The sequence below is a fragment of the Okeania sp. genome (genome assembly GCF_983059655.1).
Genome location: NZ_CEZPJD010000070.1, coordinates 1 through 17,996 on the forward strand (window position 1 = coordinate 1; position 17,996 = coordinate 17,996).

The window sequence follows — 17,996 nt, forward strand, 5'->3', positions numbered from 1 at the left end:
CTATTGAACAATTTTCGGAGCAACCTTTGGATTATGGTCAGGCAGTTTTGGAAATGCAGGAGGCAGCAGAAAATCCTGATGTTGCTCGGACAATACAGGAGTTGGCAGCGGCAGTAGAAGAAAATTCTCATCCAAAGTTGACTGAGGTTGTGGCAGAAATTAGAGAAGCGTTAAAGTCTCTGGAGTCAGAATCTGAAAAGAATGCCGACATAGTAGCAAAAGAAATTAAGGCGGAAAAAGGTGGGATAGCGATTGGAAAAAATGAGATGGGAAAAGATGGGATAGTTGGCGGCACAATCAAAATTGGCAAAATTGACAAACGAACTACTATTTGACTGACTTTGCCTGAACAGGGCAGAGAATTGAATCTCAAGGAATGGCAAGATATTTGTCGGGAAATGCTGAATAATCAACTTACCAGTAATTCCCTATTTCACGATGATGAGGAGGCAAAAAAACACCGAGAACAAATTTATGTTCCCCTGGCACTGGTGGAACGGAAAAAGTCGGAGAAACGAGAACAAGATGGGTTATCTCCCGAACAGGGAACGAAACTTTATGAACCCCAATATGAGGAAAAGCAAAGATTTACCCACAATACTTTCTTAAAAGAGATTTTACAGCAAAAACAAGGTAAAAGAATTTCTTTAATTGGGGAACCGGGGGCGGGAAAAACTACTCTGCTACAAACTATTGCGAATTGGATATTAGAGCAACAGTTGGGTTTGCCTGTATGGGTTTCTTTGGCAGATTTGACTCAAGGTGGGAATTTGCGGAGTTTTGAGGATTATTTGTTGAATTCTTGGCTGCGTTTTCCTCCAGATAAGCGTCAGAAAGTGGGGGAGAATTTTACCGAACAATTTGAACGGGGGCGAGTGTGGTTGTTGTTGGATGGGGTGGATGAAATTGCTACTTCTGGTAGTCAGACTTTGCAAAATATTTCTCGTCAACTTTCGGGGTGGGTGGGTAAAGCGCGGGTGGTGTTGACTTGTCGTCTGAATGTTTGGCAGGCGGATGTGAATGCTTTGTCTGATTTTGAGACTTTTCGGTTGTTGGATTTTGATTATCCTCAGCAGGTGGAGCAGTTTATTGATAATTGGTTTGATTCTCGCCAACCCCGGTTTAATCCCCCCCAACCCCCCTTTGAAAGGGGGGAGCAAGAGCAAGAGCAAGAGCAAGACTTTGTAAGGGGGGAGAATAGTAAGGGCGATCGCTTAAAGGTGGAATTGGGTAAAGAGGAAAAAGCGCGGGTGCGAGATTTGGTGCAAAATCCTCTGCGGTTAGCGCTGTTGTGTCGGAGTTGGCAGTTATATGAGGGAAGTTTGCCGGAGACGAAGGCGGAATTGTATGGTCAGTTTGTGGAGCAGTTTTATCGGTGGAAGTCTGTTCTTTTTCCAATTCAGGAAAGCAAGCGACGGGAGTTAAATTTGGCGTTGGGTAGGTTGGCGAAAGATGATATTGACTCTATTGGGAGTCGTTTTCGGTTGCGTCAGGATTTTATTGTTGAGAGGTTGGGGAATGCGGATGATGAAAATTCTCTGTTTTATCTGGCGTTGCAAATTGGATGGTTGAATAATGTAGGGGTGGCAGCAGAGTCACCGACGAAAAAGGTTTATGCTTTTTTTCATGCCACGTTTGAGGAATATTTTGCTGCTCTGGCGGTTGATGATTGGGATTTTTTCTTGCCTCGCAAACACAAGAATAAACCTGTGAAGGGGAGACGTTATCGAATTTTTGAGTCGCAGTGGAAGCAGGTGATTTTGTTGTGGTTGGGACGAGAGTATGTGGAGGAGGAAGAGAAAGAGGGGTTTATTAAAGCTTTAACTGAATTTAAGGATGGGTGTAAATACTTTTTGACAAAAGAAAAAAATTTAGATAGGGGTTTTTATGAATATCGGGCTTATAATCTGGCTGCTGCTGGAATTACTGAATTTCCCAAGTGTAGCCAAATTGATAAAATAGTGAAGAAAGTAGTTGATTGGGGTCATGGTTTCAGTGGAATAAAAATAGACGCTGAGGATGTTTTACCAGAGATCCCAAGAAAAAATACTATCAGTGCTTTGGTCCATTTGTTGGGTTCTACTTCTGATTATGAGACTTGCATACAAGCAGCAAATACACTATGGAAAATTGACTTTGGTAATCAGAAAGCGATTGATGCTTTGGTACATTTGTTGGATTCTACTTCCGATCATAAGATTCGCATACGAGTAGCATATCAGTTAGGGACAATTGACTCCGGTAATCAGAAAGCGATTGATGCTTTGGTACATTTGTTGAAGTTTACTTTTGATTATGAGACTCGTATGTCAGCAGTATCTTTCTTAGAGGTAATTGGCAAGGGTAATCAGAAAGCGATTAATGCTTTGCTGCCTTTGTTGGGGTCTACTTCTGATGCGAAGACCCGTGGGCAAGCTGCACATACATTAAAGAAAATTGGCAAGGGCAATGAGTATGCGATTGGTGCTTTGGTGTATTTGTTCGAGTCTAGTTCTAATTATTATACTCGCAAGGAAGCCGTGTATACATTAAGGGAAATTGGGAAAGGTAATCAGAAGGCAATTGATGCTTTGGTACTTTTGTTGGGTTCTACTTCTGATGATAAGACTCTTGTGCATGCGGCAGGTACATTACAGAAAATTGGCAAGGGTAATCAGAAAGCGATTGATGCTTTGGTACTTTTGTTGGGTTCTACTTCTGATGATAATACTCTCGTGGATGCGGCAGGTACATTACAGAAAATTGGCAAGGGTAATCAGAAAGCGATTGATGCTTTGGTGCTTTTGTTGGGGTCTACTTCTGATGATAAGATCTTCTGGATAGCACAACGTACATTACAGAAAATTGGCAAGGGTAATCAGAAAGCGATTGATGCTTTGGTGCTTTTGTTGGGGTCTACTTCTGATGATAAGACCTGTGGGCGAGCAGCAAATACATTACGGAAAATTGGCAAGGGCAATGAGTATACGATTGATGCTTTAGTGCATTTGTTGGGGTCTACTTCTGATGACAAGACTTGCGAGCTAGCAGCATATATGTTAGAGAAAATTGGCAAGGGCAATGAGTATGCGATTGATACTTTGGTGCATTTTTTTGGGTCTGATGATGATATTCCCAAGCTAGCAGCATATACGTTAAGGAAAATTGGCAAAGGTAATCAGAAAGCAATTGATGCTTTGGTGCATTTTTTGAGGTCTACTTCTGATTATAAGACTCGCTGGCGAGCAGCATATATGTTATGGAAAATCGACAAGGGCAATGAGTATGCAATTGATACTTTGGTGCATTTGTTTAAGTATGATGATGAGACTCGCGGGCTAGCAGCATATATGTTAGAGAAAATTGGCAAGGGCAATCAGAAAGCAATTAATGCTTTAGCTCATTTGTTGGAGTCTACTTTTGATGATAAAACTTGCAGGCGGACAGTATCTATCTTAGGGAAAATTGGCAAGGGCAATCAGAAAGCAATTAATGCTTTGATTCATTTGTTGGAGTCTACTTCTGATGATAAGACTCGCAGGCTAGCAGAAAAAAGTTTAGGGAAAATTGACTCCGGCAATCACAAAGCGATTGATGCTTTAGTTCATTTGTTGGAGTCTACTTCTGATGATATAACTCGCAGGCGAGTAGCAAAAAGTTTAGGGAAAATTGGTGTGGGCAGTGAGTATGCGATTGATGCTTTGATTCATTTGTTGGAGTCTACCTCAGACCATGAGACTCGTAGGCAAGCAGAAAAAGGTTTAGGGAAAATTGGCGTGGGCAATCAGAAAGCAATTAATGCTTTGATGCGTTTGTTTTGGTTCACTTCTGATAATTTGACTCGCAAGCAACTAGCACGAAGTTTAGGGAAAATTGGTACAGGCAATGAGAAAGCGATTGATGCTTTGGTGCATTTGTTGGGATCTACCTCAGACGATGAGACTCGTAGGCGAGCAGCAAAAAGTTTAGGGAAAATTGGTACAGGCAATGAGAAAGCGATTGATGCTTTGGTGCATTTGTTGGGATCTACCTCAGACGATGAGACTCGCCTGCGAGTAGTATATACGTTAGAGAAAATTGGCGTAGGCAATGAGAAAGCGATTGATGCTTTGGTTCATTTGTTAGTGTCTACTTTTAATGATAAGACTAGCAGGCAAGCAAAAGAAAGCTTAGGGAGAATTGACTCTGACAATGAGAAAGCGATTGATGCTTTGGTGCATTTGTTGGAGTCTACTTCTGATGATTTGACTTGTAGGCTCGCGGTATATAGGTTAGGGGAGCTTGGCGTAGGTAATCAGAAAGCGATTGATGCTTTGGTGCATTTGTTGGGGTCTACTTCTGATGATCAAACTCTCATGCAAGTATTATATGCGTTACAGAAAATTATATTAGGGTATATTGGCACGGGTAATCAGAAAGTGGTTGATGCTTTGGTGCATTTGTTGGAGTCTACTTCTGACAATGAGACTCGCAGGCGAGTAGTGTATATGTTAGGGGATATTGGCGCAGGTAATCAGAAAGCAATTGATGCTTTGGTGCATTTGTTGGAGTCTACTTCAAACAATGAGACTCTCACGCAAGTATTATATGTGTTAAAGAAAATTGGTGCAGGCAATCAGAAAGCGATTGATGGTTTGCTGCATTTGTTGGAGTCTACTTCTGATTGTGATATTCGCAGCACAGCACTACATAAGTTAAAGAAAATTGGTGCAGGCAATGAGAAAGCGATTGATAGCTTGCTGCATTTGTTGGGGTCTACTTCCGATTCCTATGATTATACTCACTTGCAAGCAGCGCATATGTTAGAGGAAATTGGTGCAGGCAATCAGAAAGTGATTGATGGTTTGCTGCAATTGTTGGGTTCTGCTTCTGATAGCGATGCTATCTGGCGACCAGCAGATAGCTTAGAGAAAATTTTGGCAGAAGAGCAGATGGTAGGAGTCATAACATCATTAAAAGACTACTTATCCGCAAAAGGTTACAGAGATAATAGCGATCGCCTTGAGGAATGCTGCAAAGTAATCTATAATTGTGCCAAAACTCTCTCCTACCCAGAATTTTACCAAGCTTGGCATCCTCCTGTTAAGTCGAAAAAACTTCGCTGGTTGTTTTGGTGTTTATGCTTTTTGTTAGGATTAGTCGTAGTATTTACACTCGCCTAATATAACAGCAGTATTTCGATAAACTTTAGAGCAGTTTCCTATGATTTCCACCTTAATTGAACGTCTAATATTTGCTTCTCGTCCCATCAATAGTCAAGATTGGTTAGTGGTAGGAATGACATTGTTAATTTATGGAGCGATCGCCTTACCGTTAGGCTTTAATTCTAGATTTTTACGAGTTAGTCAAAGCTTTCGTAATTTCAAAGAATTATTTCTGGGGTTGATAGCAATATTTTTTATGCCATCTCTAATAGAAGAGTCGATATTTAGAGTTTTGTTATTGCCTCATCCCACTGAGAAAATTTCAACTATTATGTGGTGTTTTTGGGCAGCATTAAGTTTATTTTTATTCATTATTTATCATCCAATAAATGCTCTAACTTTCCATCCCCAGGGAAACCCAACTTTTATGAAACCAATTTTTTTGACATTGACAGGAATTTTAGGATTAGTATGTACAGTAGCTTATCAATTAACTGGTTGTTTGTGGGTTGTAGTAATTATTCATTGGGCAGTAGTTGTGATTTGGCAATATTGCTTAGGTGGTAAAGAAAAATTGTATGGAAGTAATTCAACAATTAATAATGAATAATGAATAATGAATAATTACCTCTCCTTGAAAGCGGATAGGATTGACTAATTATGAAAATTTTTATTTATTATCCCCTTAAAAGGGGAGGCTTTAAACCAAAATTTTTCGGTAATGTAAGGAGGTATCATTCATTATGTCTCAAGAATTATTAAATGAGTTAATCAGTAAATCAGAAAAGTTAAACGTTGAAGAAAAACTTCAATTAATGCGTTATTTATCAAATAATCTTCAAATAAATGATAATTCAACCCCTAAACCTCGGCGTAAATGGCGTGAAATTCAAGGAAAAGCAATTTATCCTTTAGTAGGAGAAGATGCTCAAGAATGGGTTTCTCGAACTCGTCAAGAAGCCACAGAAAACCGCGAACAAATTATCCATAATAATACAGATTAATCATTTGACCAAAAAATCAGGTCTCAAGCTTCCCCTTTTAAGGGGATGAAAAAAAATCGATTCAGTATTTCAAGCCTCCGACTTTAGTAGGAGGTTCACTGATAACTGATAACTGATAACTGAAATGGCATCATCCGTATATCTGTGGCAAAATCTGTGTCTAGCCACTATCTAGCCTTATTATTGTTGAGTCATAGCCATTACTTTTTCCACTGTCAAATCTGAGATATTGTCAAGAGTCGGCAGTACATCAGTTCCAGCAAACACCAGTGGTAGTTCTTGCTTCTCCCAAACCCAGATTTGCTGTCGCTGAATATCAATTAACCAAGCAAGTTGAGTCCCGTTACCCAAACAGTGCAGAATCTTGTTCTGTAAGTCTAATGTGCTTTGATCCGGAGAACGAATTTCAATTATCCAGTCCGGTGAACCTTGTAGTGGCCCATCTTGATTCCCAAGGCGATCGCTTTTGACAACCACAATATCTGGTACAGGAGATAAGGGAGGAATAATGCACCGGAGTTCCTGAATAGCTTCATAAGCTTCGGTTTTGTTGTTAATAGTATTGACGAGGTTACGCTGGAGGCGAGAATGAAACAGGGTTGGCATCGGTTTTTGTTGTGGTTGTCCATAGATAAATTCCCAAGCAGGAGAAGTTTCGATATTGGGTTGTTGGAGAAAAGCGTCTAAGGAATTAGTAGTAGTTGATAATTGCATAAGTTTATTTTTTTTAGGGAATAGGGAACAGGGAATAGGGAATAGAAATTAAGATAGGTTTACCTCTTTTTTTAGGGAATAGGGAATAGGGAACAGAAAAAAGCGATCGCTCCTTTTTCTCAGACTTTTTATCAAAAGCGATCGGCAAAGATTAAATACAGTTTTTTCCTGGAGCGAAAGGTAAACATTCAGTCAATATAATTTTATCCCTAGAAATTTTCGTAACTAAATAACTGGATTAATTCTCACTCTTAAATCTTGCCAATAATTCCTCCCGTGATAATTGTAAAAGTAAAGGAAGAAATTCCTCTGGAGATAATGACGACATTGGTTGAATAATTCCTCTGAGTTCTTCATCTAAAGAATTAAACCTAAATTTCAACAAATTTTCGATAACTGCAGTACGCTCTATTCGGGTAGCTTCCTGAGTAGCAGTTTCTAATTGTTCTAATAATAGTGGTGATAAACGCATAATTAACTCCCTATCTTGTTCTTCTAATTCAGAACTTACTTCTAAGTTACTACGCAAAGATGATAATGACAATAAAGCATTTAACCGAAATTGATTATCTGGTGGTAATGCTTCTAGCTCATCAATTGCCTGTTGTTGTACTCTACCTCTGCCCAAAATTCTTAACCATAGAGTGTCTAAGGTCTTTGGTAATTGATGAATTACTACTAATCCTGTTCTCAGATATTCAGGTAATAAATAAACCCCTGAACCCCAATTTTCATCATCACTTTTAGCACCAAAACCCTCTAATATGGTCTTTGATGCTGTAGGTGTTAATATCCATAATTTCGGATAATTATTTTCATTCAGGCGGGTATTTTCCCGATTTGCTCGACGGATAAAATCTGTATTTACCTCCAATAATTTAAGTAAACAACTCCTAATTTCATCAATTGTTACAGGATTTCTAAAGGGTTCAAATAAACAAATTGTTGTTGCTAATTTTCCTAATAATCCTAATGCTTCTGGTGAAATTTTTGGTTGAGTTGATGGAGCAAAAAACACATCTACTTGTCTAACTTCACTGCGAATTTCTAGAGGAATTTGACATTCTCCTAGTTGAGATAATAATTCTTCTAAATAATCTTTAGCAAATTGGTCATGGATAAATCTTGTCATATCGTTTCACAGAATTCAAATTAATAATTCAAAAGTCAAAAGTCAAAAGTAAGAATTAAAGAAAGTCAAAAGTTATACCAAATTGAAAAAAAAATGTTACTAATAATCAGTGCAATAAAAAGATTTTTTAGGAAATATCCCTTTGACAAAAAAGAGAATTTCTGACCTAAAAACTGGTATTAAATCTATTCATTCTGACTCCTGAATTCTGAATTCTGTTTGCGGAGCATGACCTAGAAAATTCTAAGAAATACCCTAGCTATTTGTAGCAAACATTTATCAAATTGGTATTACAGCAGGTTAAGTACAGAGATTGAGAATTAAATGTTCCCAGTGCGGGCAAGATGCCCGCTATTATCTCAGAGAACTAAACACCTTCTTTCTTCTTCCTTCTTCCCTCTTCCCTCTTCCCTCTTCCTTCTTCCCTCTTCCTTCTTCCCTCTTCCTTCTTCCTTCTTCCTTCTTAGCTAAAAATCTTGACAATTTGCCTGTACAATTTTTCTGACTTCTCCAGGTTCTAATTTTATTAATTTCTTAGTTGCTTGAATTTGAGTAGGCTGATTTTCTAAATGTTGACGCTCAATTAATTCCCATTCTTCTGCTGTTTTCGTGTAGCGTCTAGATGTAGCCCTATCCATATTCATAGATGTCGCAACTTCATTTAAAGAAGCCCATCCTGGTTGATTTCGCATTCTATGTAAATAGCGAGTCATTATATCAATATCAATTTTCATTGTCTATTTTCCTGATTATTTTTAACTCTATATAATTTGATAAAAAAAGAATATTACCGAATAATTAATAATTAATAATTAAATTATTTTGGTTTAAACTCTCCCCTTTCAAGGGAAAAAAATAATATTTCCTTATATTCAATTCCGTAACGGTTTTAACCAGAGGTAATTATCAATTATCCATTATCCATTATCCATTAATGACAAGTATTTTAGAAAAGAAAAAAGCAAGAAAAAAAGTAATAATAATTTACTTTCTTGCTCAATTAGATAAATAGGTTTTGACAAAAACAATTATTATCAATATTGTCTATTCCTTATAGCAAATATCCATTGCGCTTAGTGTAATACTAGGTAATCTAATATTCAGATCATTAGCGATCAAAAAGTATCTGTTTATAAGCGCGTTTAATGCAACTACACGCCTAAATAAAATTTCAAGACTAACATTACAATTGATAACCACAACTAGAACAAAAGCGATCGCTTGTTTGTACAGGAGAGCCACATTGGGGACAAAAACGCTTCCCAAAAGTTGCAGAGGAACTTGACCCCATTTCCATCGACATATTACCCATCCGCATCTGCATTGGGTTCATATTCATTTCCATATCGCCCATTTTCATCGGTTTCATCGGTTCCATCGGTTTCATAGGTTCCATTGGTTTCATCGGTTCCATCGGTGGCATACTTGTGCTGGGTGTTGCCTCTACTTGTTGAAGGGATAAGACTTCAGCATCGCTCAAGGTGGGCATCCCACTTATGGTACTTATTCCACCTGCCTGCAACTGAACAAAAGATTGTCCCTGTTCCGACTCTATACGCAAAATTACTCCAGTAGCAGTCTTAAACAAAGTGGGTACTACAGTCCATTTACCTGTTTGAAATCCTGTACTTGCCTGTTGTTGTTGACCAGGGCCACCACTAGAAAGAGTTACCACAGTTTGCATTCCCTGATTTTCAATATAAACTTGCTGGCCATTACTAAGATTACATTTGTAAGCCATAATTTTTAGTCGATCATTAGTTAATTGTATATATGATAACAATTTTATTTATAATAATTGTTAATCAATTATGTAAATTTTACACTTACTTAATATAATAATTATACGGTAAGCATTTAGCAGGAAATGCTGCGCATTCAGCTTTTTAATAAATGAAGCAAGCATTCGTTTAACTTCTACTATATTCTCAGCCAGAGATTCGTACTCTGAAGCTTTGATAAAATTGCTTTTTTCTCCTTTAAAAGCTGATAGCTGAAGTGCTGAAATCCTAAATGCTTATAATTAAAGTTTAATCATCATTAAGTAGTCGATAAATTATAAATAAAAATAGTGCAATTTGACTCTTACACTCCGGGGGAGTTTTACGATGAACTTTTCATCAGTAAAAATCAACCTCGTCCAGAAGCTCAATTATTAATAGAAAGAATTAATTCTCTCTCTGTAGGTGAACTATTAATGCGACAAAAAGCTGCACAGGTCGCTATGGTAAAACTTGGAGCAACTTTTAATGTTTATGGTGATAGTCAAGGTACAGAACGTATTTTTCCTTTTGATGTTGTACCGCGTATAATTTCTGTAGCTGAATGGAATTTTTTAGAAAAAGGTTTGAAGCAAAGAATTCATGCTCTAAATTTATTTATTGCAGATATTTATGGAGAACAGAAAATTCTTCAAGATGGAATTATCCCTAGAGAGTTAATTAATTCTGCTTTTGGATTTCTCAAACCTTGTATAGGTTTAAAACCACCTTCAGGAATTTGGTGTCATATTACAGGGACAGATTTAGTTAGAGATAAAGATGGTCAATGGTATGTATTAGAAGATAATTTGCGTTGCCCTTCTGGTGTATCTTATGTATTAGAAAATCGACGGGTAATGAAAAGTACATTTCCCCAAATTTTTGCGACTTTAGGAGTTAGACCTGTTGATAATTATCCCGGTTATTTATTAGAAACTCTACTAAATTTAGCACCTTCTTATTTATCAAATCCTACTGTTGTTGTTTTGACTCCTGGTGTTTATAATTCTGCCTATTTTGAACATTCATTTTTAGCGAGACAAATGGGAGTTGAATTGGTTGAAGGTAGAGATTTAGTAGTTGTAGATGGGTATGTAAAGATGCGAACTACTAAGGGTTTGCAGCAAGTTGATGTTATTTACAGACGAATGGATGATAATTTTATCGATCCTTTAGCTTTTAATCCTGAATCTTTATTAGGAATTCCAGGGTTAATGGAAGTTTACCGTAATGGTCGTGTTGCCCTTGCTAATGCTTTGGGAACTGGTGTAGCGGATGATAAAGTTATTTATGCTTATGTGCCTGAAATGATTCGTTATTATCTTGATGAGGAGCAAATCTTACCTAATGTTTCTACCTATTTATGTTGGGAAAAAACACAGTTAGACCATGTGTTATTAAATCTGGATAAACTTGTGGTTAAATCTGCCAATGAAGCTGGTGGTTATGGGATGTTAGTAGGAACTCAATCAACTGCGGAGGAAAGAGCAGAATTTGCAGAAAAAATTAAAGCTAATCCCCGGAATTATATTGCTCAACCAACTCTATCTTTATCTAGAGTTCCAACTATAATAGATGATAAATTTGAAGGTTGTCATGTTGATTTACGACCTTATATTTTATATGGTAAAGAAATTTATGTTCATCCTGGTGGTTTGACTAGAGTGGCAATGAAAAAAGGTTCTTTAGTAGTTAATTCTTCCCAAGGTGGAGGTAGCAAAGATACTTGGGTTTTATCAGAATAAATTTATCGTAAGCATTCAGCCGTCAGCCATCAGCTATCAGCTATCAGCTATTGCTTTTAGTCTAGGATCAAAGCTTTATTAATTGTCTTACTAAAAAAGTTTGCTCCCTTGCCTTTAAAGTCAGTTGTTAATTTAAATACTGTTTGATATGAGAGATTATTGTTGCTGATAGCTAAATGTTAATAGCTGTTTGTACAGGATTCCGCAGAAAATGCTTACAATGTATAATCTAATTAGAGGAACTTTTAATATAAAATTTTACTTGTGAAAAATGTCGAAAATCAGGAAAACTTAAGATTGCAATTCAAAGATTTATTTCTAGGTTTTGATTAATTCATTTTCTCTTTTTCCTTCTGCCTTCTTCCTTCTTCCTTCTTCCTTATTAATTATGTTAAGTCGCGTTGCAAATTCAATTTACTGGCTCAATCGTTATGTTGAAAGGGCAGAAAATGTTGCTCGATTTGTTGATGTGAATCTCAATCTACTATTAGATTCTCCTGGTGTAATTCAACAGTGGCAACCTATAGTTATTACTACTGGAGATTTACCTCTATTTCAAAAACGCTATGGCGAAGTAACAGAAGAAAATGTAATTCAATTTCTTACTTTTGACCGTGACTATCCTAACTCTATTATTTCATGTCTGCGTCTGGCAAGAGAAAATGCTCGTTCCATTAGGGAAATTATTTCTTCAGAAATGTGGGAGCAAGTTAACTCATTTTATTTAATGGTAAAAGATGTGGCTAATAGTGGTTTAAAAACATCTGAATTACCAGCATTTTTTGAGAAGGTAAAAATGGGTGGACATTTATTTTCAGGCATTATGGATGCTACTATGAGTCATAACGAAGCATGGCATTTTGGTAGAATGGGAAGATTTTTAGAAAGATCTGATAAAACTAGCCGAATTCTTGATGTTAAATACTATATTCTTTTACCTTCAATTAAAGATATTGGAACTCCACTAGATGAAGTGCAATGGATGGCATTATTAAAGTCAGCAAGTGCCTATGAAATGTATCGCAAACGTCAACAACATAGAATTACTCCTAATGGAGTAGTAGAATTTTTAATACTAGACCGAGAGTTTCCCCGCTCAATTCAATATTGTTTAAGTGCAACACAGATATCGCTCTATCAAATTATTGGAGTAACTCAAGGTATAAAAAAACATCCAGTAGAAAAAGTATTGGGTCGTTTATGTTCCGAGTTAGACTATTTAACAATAGAAGAAATAATTCAAACTGGTTTACACGAATTTCTAGATAATTTACAAACCAGAATTAATCAGACAGGAGAGAAAATTTTTGAAACTTTTTTCGATCTTAAACCTATAGAGTAGAGGAGCGGGGGAGTAGGGGAGTAGGGGAGTGGGGGAGTAGGGGAGCGAGGGAGTAGGGAAGCGGGGGAGTAGGGGAGCGAGGGAGTAGGGAAGCGGGGGAGTAGGGAAGCGGGGGAGTAGGGGAGCGGGGGAGTTAGGAGAAACTATGAATTATACAGGAGATAGTCGGATATATTTGTCAGAGTGATTTTTCAGTTATTCTTCTGCCTTTTATCCTAACTTTTTGAAGGCTTTTAATGTGATACCAGGCACTTTTTTCCACCTAAAAAGGCACTTAGCTCGATCGAAAGAGTGCTTTGAGATTTGATCGGTAAGCCCTATAATTAGCAACTACGATAAAGTCTAATTACGATCGCCTAATTTTCGGGTGGATTTCAATTTTGAATAAAGCCAAAAATTTATCGCTTTTAGGGAACAGGGAATAGGAAATAGGGAATAGGGAATAGAAAATAGGAAAAAAGTATTTTTACAAATATGAGATGCACCCTAATTTTCTCCTCTCAAATAGATGAATTTCTAAATTAAGCCAGCGATCAGATATTTTTAATTCGACACAAGAAACTTCTAAACTACAGGAAAGAAAAAGGTAACAAGCTAACCTTAGTAACTCCTGTACTTTGTAAGCATTTTCTCCATCTGTTTGCATAGCATGATCAAGGAAACGCTGAATGCTAATAAAAGAGTAACTTTTTTACCAAAATACTTCAACTGTAAACCAGAAAATTTGATTAACCAACAATCAAGAGTCGATGTATAGACACAAAACGCAATATTACTGTTATAGTAGTATCGACTTTATCAAAAATTTAAAACTCAGCTCTAGATAAACAACTACTACTAGAAAACTTTAAATATATCGATTTTTATGAATAATTTATCTTCATCAACTCAAGACTCCAGAGAAACACAGACACAGAAAGAAACTAATACTTCCACAACTGAAGCAAAACCCAGTTTTGTCAAATTGGCCATGAGAAATATGGTGAGGAAGGGTAGTAAATCTCTACAACATTTTGCCTTGACAACCATTGCACTTGTAGGTGTATTGGTTGGCCTTGCTTATCTAACGCGATAACTAAAATTACATTTTTGAGCGGAAAGGAGAATTTACGGTTGTATCTGGAAGTAAGTGTTCAGGATTATTTCTGGTCATCCTCGACCTCAGAAGTAGAAAGGTTAAAAGTCCAGAATGACAAGGATGAATTTTCTCCCATACCTTCTGAAAATTGGGCATATTGGTTTCGGAAGTGGCTAGAAATTCTACAACCAGATATTCCACCTGCTCAAAACTACGAACTTAGTCTACGTCTGACTGGGGATGGCGAAATCCAAATTCTTAATCATCAGTATCGTTATCAGAATCAACCAACAGATGTTTTAGCTTTTGCAGCTCTGGAAGTAAATATTCCAACTCCAGAAGTAATAGATTCTGATTTACAACTATATCTTGGTGATATTGTAATTTCTGTTGAGACGGCCCTTCGACAAGCCAGACAACAGGAACATTCATTAACAACTGAATTAGCTTGGCTAGCGGCCCATGGTTTTCTACACCTACTTGGATGGGATCATCTTGACGAACAGAGTTGGCAACAAATGGTCAAACAGCAATTATTTTTGCTTCATTCTGTGGGAATTACCATTGAGAAACAAATCACTTTAGAAAAGTGACAAGACTAAGGGTAACTTTTGAACTTTTTAGATAGACTATTAGTCGAGCAAGTCTTTGATTATCTGGGCCTTATTTATTAAATTGAACTGAGGTGGATAAATTATGAAACTGAATGAGTCATCAATGTCTTACAATGAAGCTACTTTTATACACAAAGCGAAAAATTCTTCTGCTACTTCTGCTACAAAAGTTAAGGGTTCTAAAAGTACAGTTAAACCTAATAGAGAATTATCTTGGCAAGTAGCAAATAGTCTTTTTATTAGCTTCAAATATGCTTGGGCAGGATTGTCTTATGCTTTCCAGACTCAACGTAATTTTCGGATTCATACTTTCATTGGTATTATTGCTATTAGTTTGAGTATTTTATTAGAGTTAAAACCAATAGAAACAGCAGTTATTGTATTAACTATTGGATTAGTTATGGCGATGGAATTGCTAAATACTGCTATTGAATCTGTGGTAGATTTAACAGTTAAAAAAAGTTACCATGAGTTGGCTAAAATTGCTAAAGATTGTGCTGCTGGTGCAGTCTTAATTTCAGCTCTTGTAGCGTTACTTATCGCAAGTTATCTGATTTTACCTCCATTATTAAGTCTGGTTATTGATACTTTTAGTAGTTAGGAATTATCGCTTTAATTGATTAAATGAGGTCCAAGGCTTGAGATTTTAAGTAAGGTAAGTCTATTAATTTTATGAAGTACCTCAGCCAGTGATGAAAAATACTACAAGTTTTTGCCATTATTTTAAAGTATCTGAATTTTTACTTAATTAGAACTCTAGCGATAATCAAAGTATTTTGGAAGTTGGTTAGTTAGTAAGTATTTCTTGCATAACTGTAATGAAGCTAGTGCCGCTACGCGAAAGTTAAAGGTCAAAAGTTAAAAGCGAGTGTGTAATTCTGAGGTTTCCTCAAAATGGTAAGACACACTGAGGACAGTCAAAAGTATTGATTTATAATTGTTTGAGTATTTTGTAACTGGTCAGTTATTTCCGCCATCCTGCACTAGTATTGTAATAATAGTGAATTGGTTATTTCTGGTTTAGTTACTATTTTTATTTTTAGCTCAGTAGTACAACTTTAGTATTCTGAATCTTACACTTGATAAATTATTTGTCAAAATAACTAATAAAAAAAATTAGCGATCGATCATAGATCCAGAGATTAAATATATCTAGGAAATGAAGGAGTAAAACACTTTGATTATAGTTATAGATAATTACGATAGTTTTACCTACAACTTAGTACAATATTTAGGTGAATTGGGTTCAGAATTAGCAGTGGCAGCTAATGTTAAAGTTTACCGTAATGATAAAATTTCTTTGGCAGAAATTAATGAGTTGAAACCTGATGGAGTAGTTATTTCTCCAGGCCCTGGTCGCCCTGAAGATGCCGGAATTTCTCAAGCATTAATCAAAGAATTAGGAGCAAGTTTACCTATATTGGGAGTATGTCTCGGTCATCAAAGTATTGGTCAAGTATTTGGAGGAAAAATTGTTGCTGCGCCAGAATTAATGCACGGTAAAACTTCTGAAATTTATCATCAAGGAGTAGGGATTTTTGCAGGTTTAGATAATCCGATAACTGCTACGAGATATCATAGTTTAGTTATAGATAAAGAAAGTTTTCCTGAAGTATTAGAAATTACGGGATGGGTTGAGGATGGAACTATTATGGGTATTAGACATAAAAATTATCCTCATATTCAGGGCGTACAATTTCATCCAGAAAGTATTTTAACTAATTCTGGAAAGTCATTAATGAGAAACTTTTTGACAGGGTTATAGAAATTTGAATAGGGGTATATATTGGGATGGACAAAAGGAATAGATGATGTGACCAGAGTTTTATCTGGCAAAACTAAATCTACATTAATTTCACTAGCGGAGATAACTTTTGAAGCTAGAAAACTAAGTTTTTGCCGAATATTTGACTCTGATGATTTCCCTTTTCTTGGAAATATCGGTTTTTAGTTAGCCACAAAATACTCTTGTTCAAAAAAACATTAATCTGGCAGGAGATAAAGTTTAAGTTCAGATATGAAAGGGGCAATGGCGTTGCATAAATGCAAGATGATTTTAATAGTTTTGTGGAATTGGCATCTTGCCCGTTCCAAAGAAATTATGTAAGCAACATTAATACTGCCTACTTTTATAGGGAAAGCTTATTAAATTAATCAAAACCTCAGATTTTTAAAGCTTTGAAACCTTTGTATAGAAAGGGTGTCATTTCTATATTGCCTAAGAGTGACAACTTCGCTATATTTGCCCCTAACCGGAGTTGCATTGTCATGCTATTAAGCACCCAACTAACTACCAATCACATTTCTTTAAGCAAACCAATATATGAAGAGAAGAGACGTTAATTATAAGTTCATTCTCTTAAGCTTCAAAAGTTATTGAGCGATTATTTTGAAGCCTATCTCTGAAGAGTTTATCGTCCAATAATCTCAGCCTACCAAAACAATAGTAATTTATGAAAGCTTTCCGTGTTCTCTGAGCTGTATCGCAAAAACAGAACAGAGAACAGAACAGTAAAAAAAACTTCCCGTGGTGCTGAGGAAGTTTTTGTTAATTCAGTTTCGGACAAAGAAGATGTTAGAGTTTACAATCACCAAAGGTTAAGACTGGAAAATCATTGGCGGTCAGGATGAGCCGCGTTGCCTCCCATCCAAACGGCAGCAGCAAGACCACCAGCAAGCGTTACAGGAGCGCCTAATACAGCAGCACCAATACCAACAGCAGCTCCAGCAAATGTTATAGCTATACCAGCTTTACTGCGCTTATCCAAGGCTTTTGCTGCTTTTTCATCTCCATTCTTTGCCCGTTCCTCCAGTTCACGGTTTCTTCTTTCATCTCGTTCATGCAGTGATTCTGCATACGGATTATTAACGAGATTACGAGCATCATATGGTGGGATAGTCATAAAATACCTTCCGGAAGTTTTGTATTTTCTTTTGGACTATTATAGCCACAAATCCTCTCCCCCACATTCCGCAAAAATAAAAATTAATATTGAGTCCGCATACGCATCACTAGCCTGCTTTTGACTGTTCGGGTCATCCTACCTATACCGGGCAACGGTTTGGCTTCCTGGAAGCTTTTCCAGTTATAGGTAGGAGACACGTTTGAGTTAAGCAGTCTAGTCCTGAGATAGTTTTGGTCCCACAAAAGAAACATTTAGTCAAACAGTAACGAAAAATTTTATTGTCAAAACTGAATGACCCCAAAAACCGTCGGCCAATAAATCAGTAACTAGCTAAAAGTAACAAAGTTATAGATACCAAATGGGTTCTATAGTATTAAAAAGAGAAAATATAGCAACCCGCGCTTATTTTGTAATATTTTATCTAATAGGGTTTGGTCTTCAAACTTAAGCGAAGATGGGATTTGGAAACCAAACCGCTACAGTTTTTTTACAAATTCTCTTATATTACTATAGCGTCAAACTTATAGTCAAACAAATTAAGATGAAACGGCGAAAATTGATACGTTATGCACAAGCAA

The 17,996-nt window shown here is 36.6% G+C and carries 14 protein-coding genes and 1 pseudogene; 10 read left to right on the forward strand and 5 right to left on the reverse strand.

Going from position 1 to position 17,996, the window contains the following annotated elements; genetic code table 11:
- The 4 genes and pseudogenes from AC3DU7_RS06645 to AC3DU7_RS06660 form a co-directional block, all read left to right on the forward strand.
- Positions 1-335 (forward strand): annotated as a pseudogene (locus AC3DU7_RS06645) (hypothetical protein); the annotation flags it as partial.
- A 6-nt stretch (positions 336-341) separates the two neighbouring features.
- Complete coding sequence (locus AC3DU7_RS06650; protein ID WP_488038570.1) at positions 342-5,141, forward strand: HEAT repeat domain-containing protein; 4,800 nt, start codon at positions 342-344, stop codon at positions 5,139-5,141.
- Between the two features lie 40 nt (positions 5,142-5,181).
- A complete protein-coding gene (locus AC3DU7_RS06655) occupies positions 5,182-5,733 on the forward strand; it encodes a CPBP family glutamic-type intramembrane protease (protein ID WP_488038571.1) in 552 nt (183 codons plus the stop codon).
- 133 nt (positions 5,734-5,866) lie between these two features.
- Complete coding sequence (locus tag AC3DU7_RS06660) at positions 5,867-6,127, forward strand: hypothetical protein (RefSeq protein ID WP_488038572.1); 261 nt, start codon at positions 5,867-5,869, stop codon at positions 6,125-6,127.
- Between the two features lie 180 nt (positions 6,128-6,307).
- Here AC3DU7_RS06660 and AC3DU7_RS06665 read toward each other — a convergent pair whose 3' ends face one another.
- The 4 genes from AC3DU7_RS06665 to AC3DU7_RS06680 all read right to left on the reverse strand — a co-directional run bounded on the left by AC3DU7_RS06665 (position 6,308) and on the right by AC3DU7_RS06680 (position 9,714).
- On the reverse strand, positions 6,308-6,841 hold the full coding sequence (locus AC3DU7_RS06665; protein ID WP_488038573.1) for a Uma2 family endonuclease: 534 nt from the start codon (positions 6,839-6,841) through the stop codon (positions 6,308-6,310).
- 238 nt (positions 6,842-7,079) lie between these two features.
- Positions 7,080-7,973 (reverse strand): hypothetical protein, encoded by an 894-nt coding sequence (locus tag AC3DU7_RS06670; protein WP_488038574.1) that lies wholly within the window; start codon positions 7,971-7,973, stop codon positions 7,080-7,082.
- A 467-nt stretch (positions 7,974-8,440) separates the two neighbouring features.
- Positions 8,441-8,707 (reverse strand): transcriptional regulator, encoded by a 267-nt coding sequence (locus AC3DU7_RS06675; RefSeq protein WP_293088028.1) that lies wholly within the window; start codon positions 8,705-8,707, stop codon positions 8,441-8,443.
- A 449-nt stretch (positions 8,708-9,156) separates the two neighbouring features.
- A complete protein-coding gene (locus AC3DU7_RS06680) occupies positions 9,157-9,714 on the reverse strand; it encodes a zinc ribbon domain-containing protein (protein ID WP_488038575.1) in 558 nt (185 codons plus the stop codon).
- 330 nt (positions 9,715-10,044) lie between these two features.
- Between AC3DU7_RS06680 and AC3DU7_RS06685 the strand changes: the two genes are divergently transcribed.
- The 6 genes from AC3DU7_RS06685 to AC3DU7_RS06710 all read left to right on the forward strand — a co-directional run bounded on the left by AC3DU7_RS06685 (position 10,045) and on the right by AC3DU7_RS06710 (position 16,277).
- Positions 10,045-11,478 (forward strand): circularly permuted type 2 ATP-grasp protein, encoded by a 1,434-nt coding sequence (locus AC3DU7_RS06685; RefSeq protein WP_488038576.1) that lies wholly within the window; start codon positions 10,045-10,047, stop codon positions 11,476-11,478.
- Between the two features lie 388 nt (positions 11,479-11,866).
- On the forward strand, positions 11,867-12,820 hold the full coding sequence (locus tag AC3DU7_RS06690) for an alpha-E domain-containing protein (protein WP_488038577.1): 954 nt from the start codon (positions 11,867-11,869) through the stop codon (positions 12,818-12,820).
- Between the two features lie 865 nt (positions 12,821-13,685).
- Positions 13,686-13,895, forward strand: coding sequence for a DUF3285 domain-containing protein (locus tag AC3DU7_RS06695; RefSeq protein ID WP_488038578.1), 210 nt, complete (start codon positions 13,686-13,688; stop codon positions 13,893-13,895).
- 38 nt (positions 13,896-13,933) lie between these two features.
- The gene (ybeY, locus tag AC3DU7_RS06700) at positions 13,934-14,491 is read left to right on the forward strand and encodes an rRNA maturation RNase YbeY (protein ID WP_488038579.1); all 558 of its coding nucleotides are present in this window, start codon (positions 13,934-13,936) and stop codon (positions 14,489-14,491) included.
- A gap of 103 nt (positions 14,492-14,594) precedes the next feature.
- Positions 14,595-15,113 carry a diacylglycerol kinase family protein gene (locus AC3DU7_RS06705; RefSeq protein ID WP_488038580.1) on the forward strand — a complete coding sequence of 173 codons (519 nt, stop codon included), beginning with the start codon at positions 14,595-14,597 and terminating at the stop codon, positions 15,111-15,113.
- A gap of 576 nt (positions 15,114-15,689) precedes the next feature.
- On the forward strand, positions 15,690-16,277 hold the full coding sequence (locus AC3DU7_RS06710) for an anthranilate synthase component II (RefSeq protein WP_488038581.1): 588 nt from the start codon (positions 15,690-15,692) through the stop codon (positions 16,275-16,277).
- A gap of 847 nt (positions 16,278-17,124) precedes the next feature.
- Here AC3DU7_RS06710 and AC3DU7_RS06715 read toward each other — a convergent pair.
- On the reverse strand, positions 17,125-17,415 hold the full coding sequence (locus tag AC3DU7_RS06715) for a hypothetical protein (RefSeq protein ID WP_488038582.1): 291 nt from the start codon (positions 17,413-17,415) through the stop codon (positions 17,125-17,127).
- Positions 17,416-17,996 lie beyond the last annotated feature (581 nt).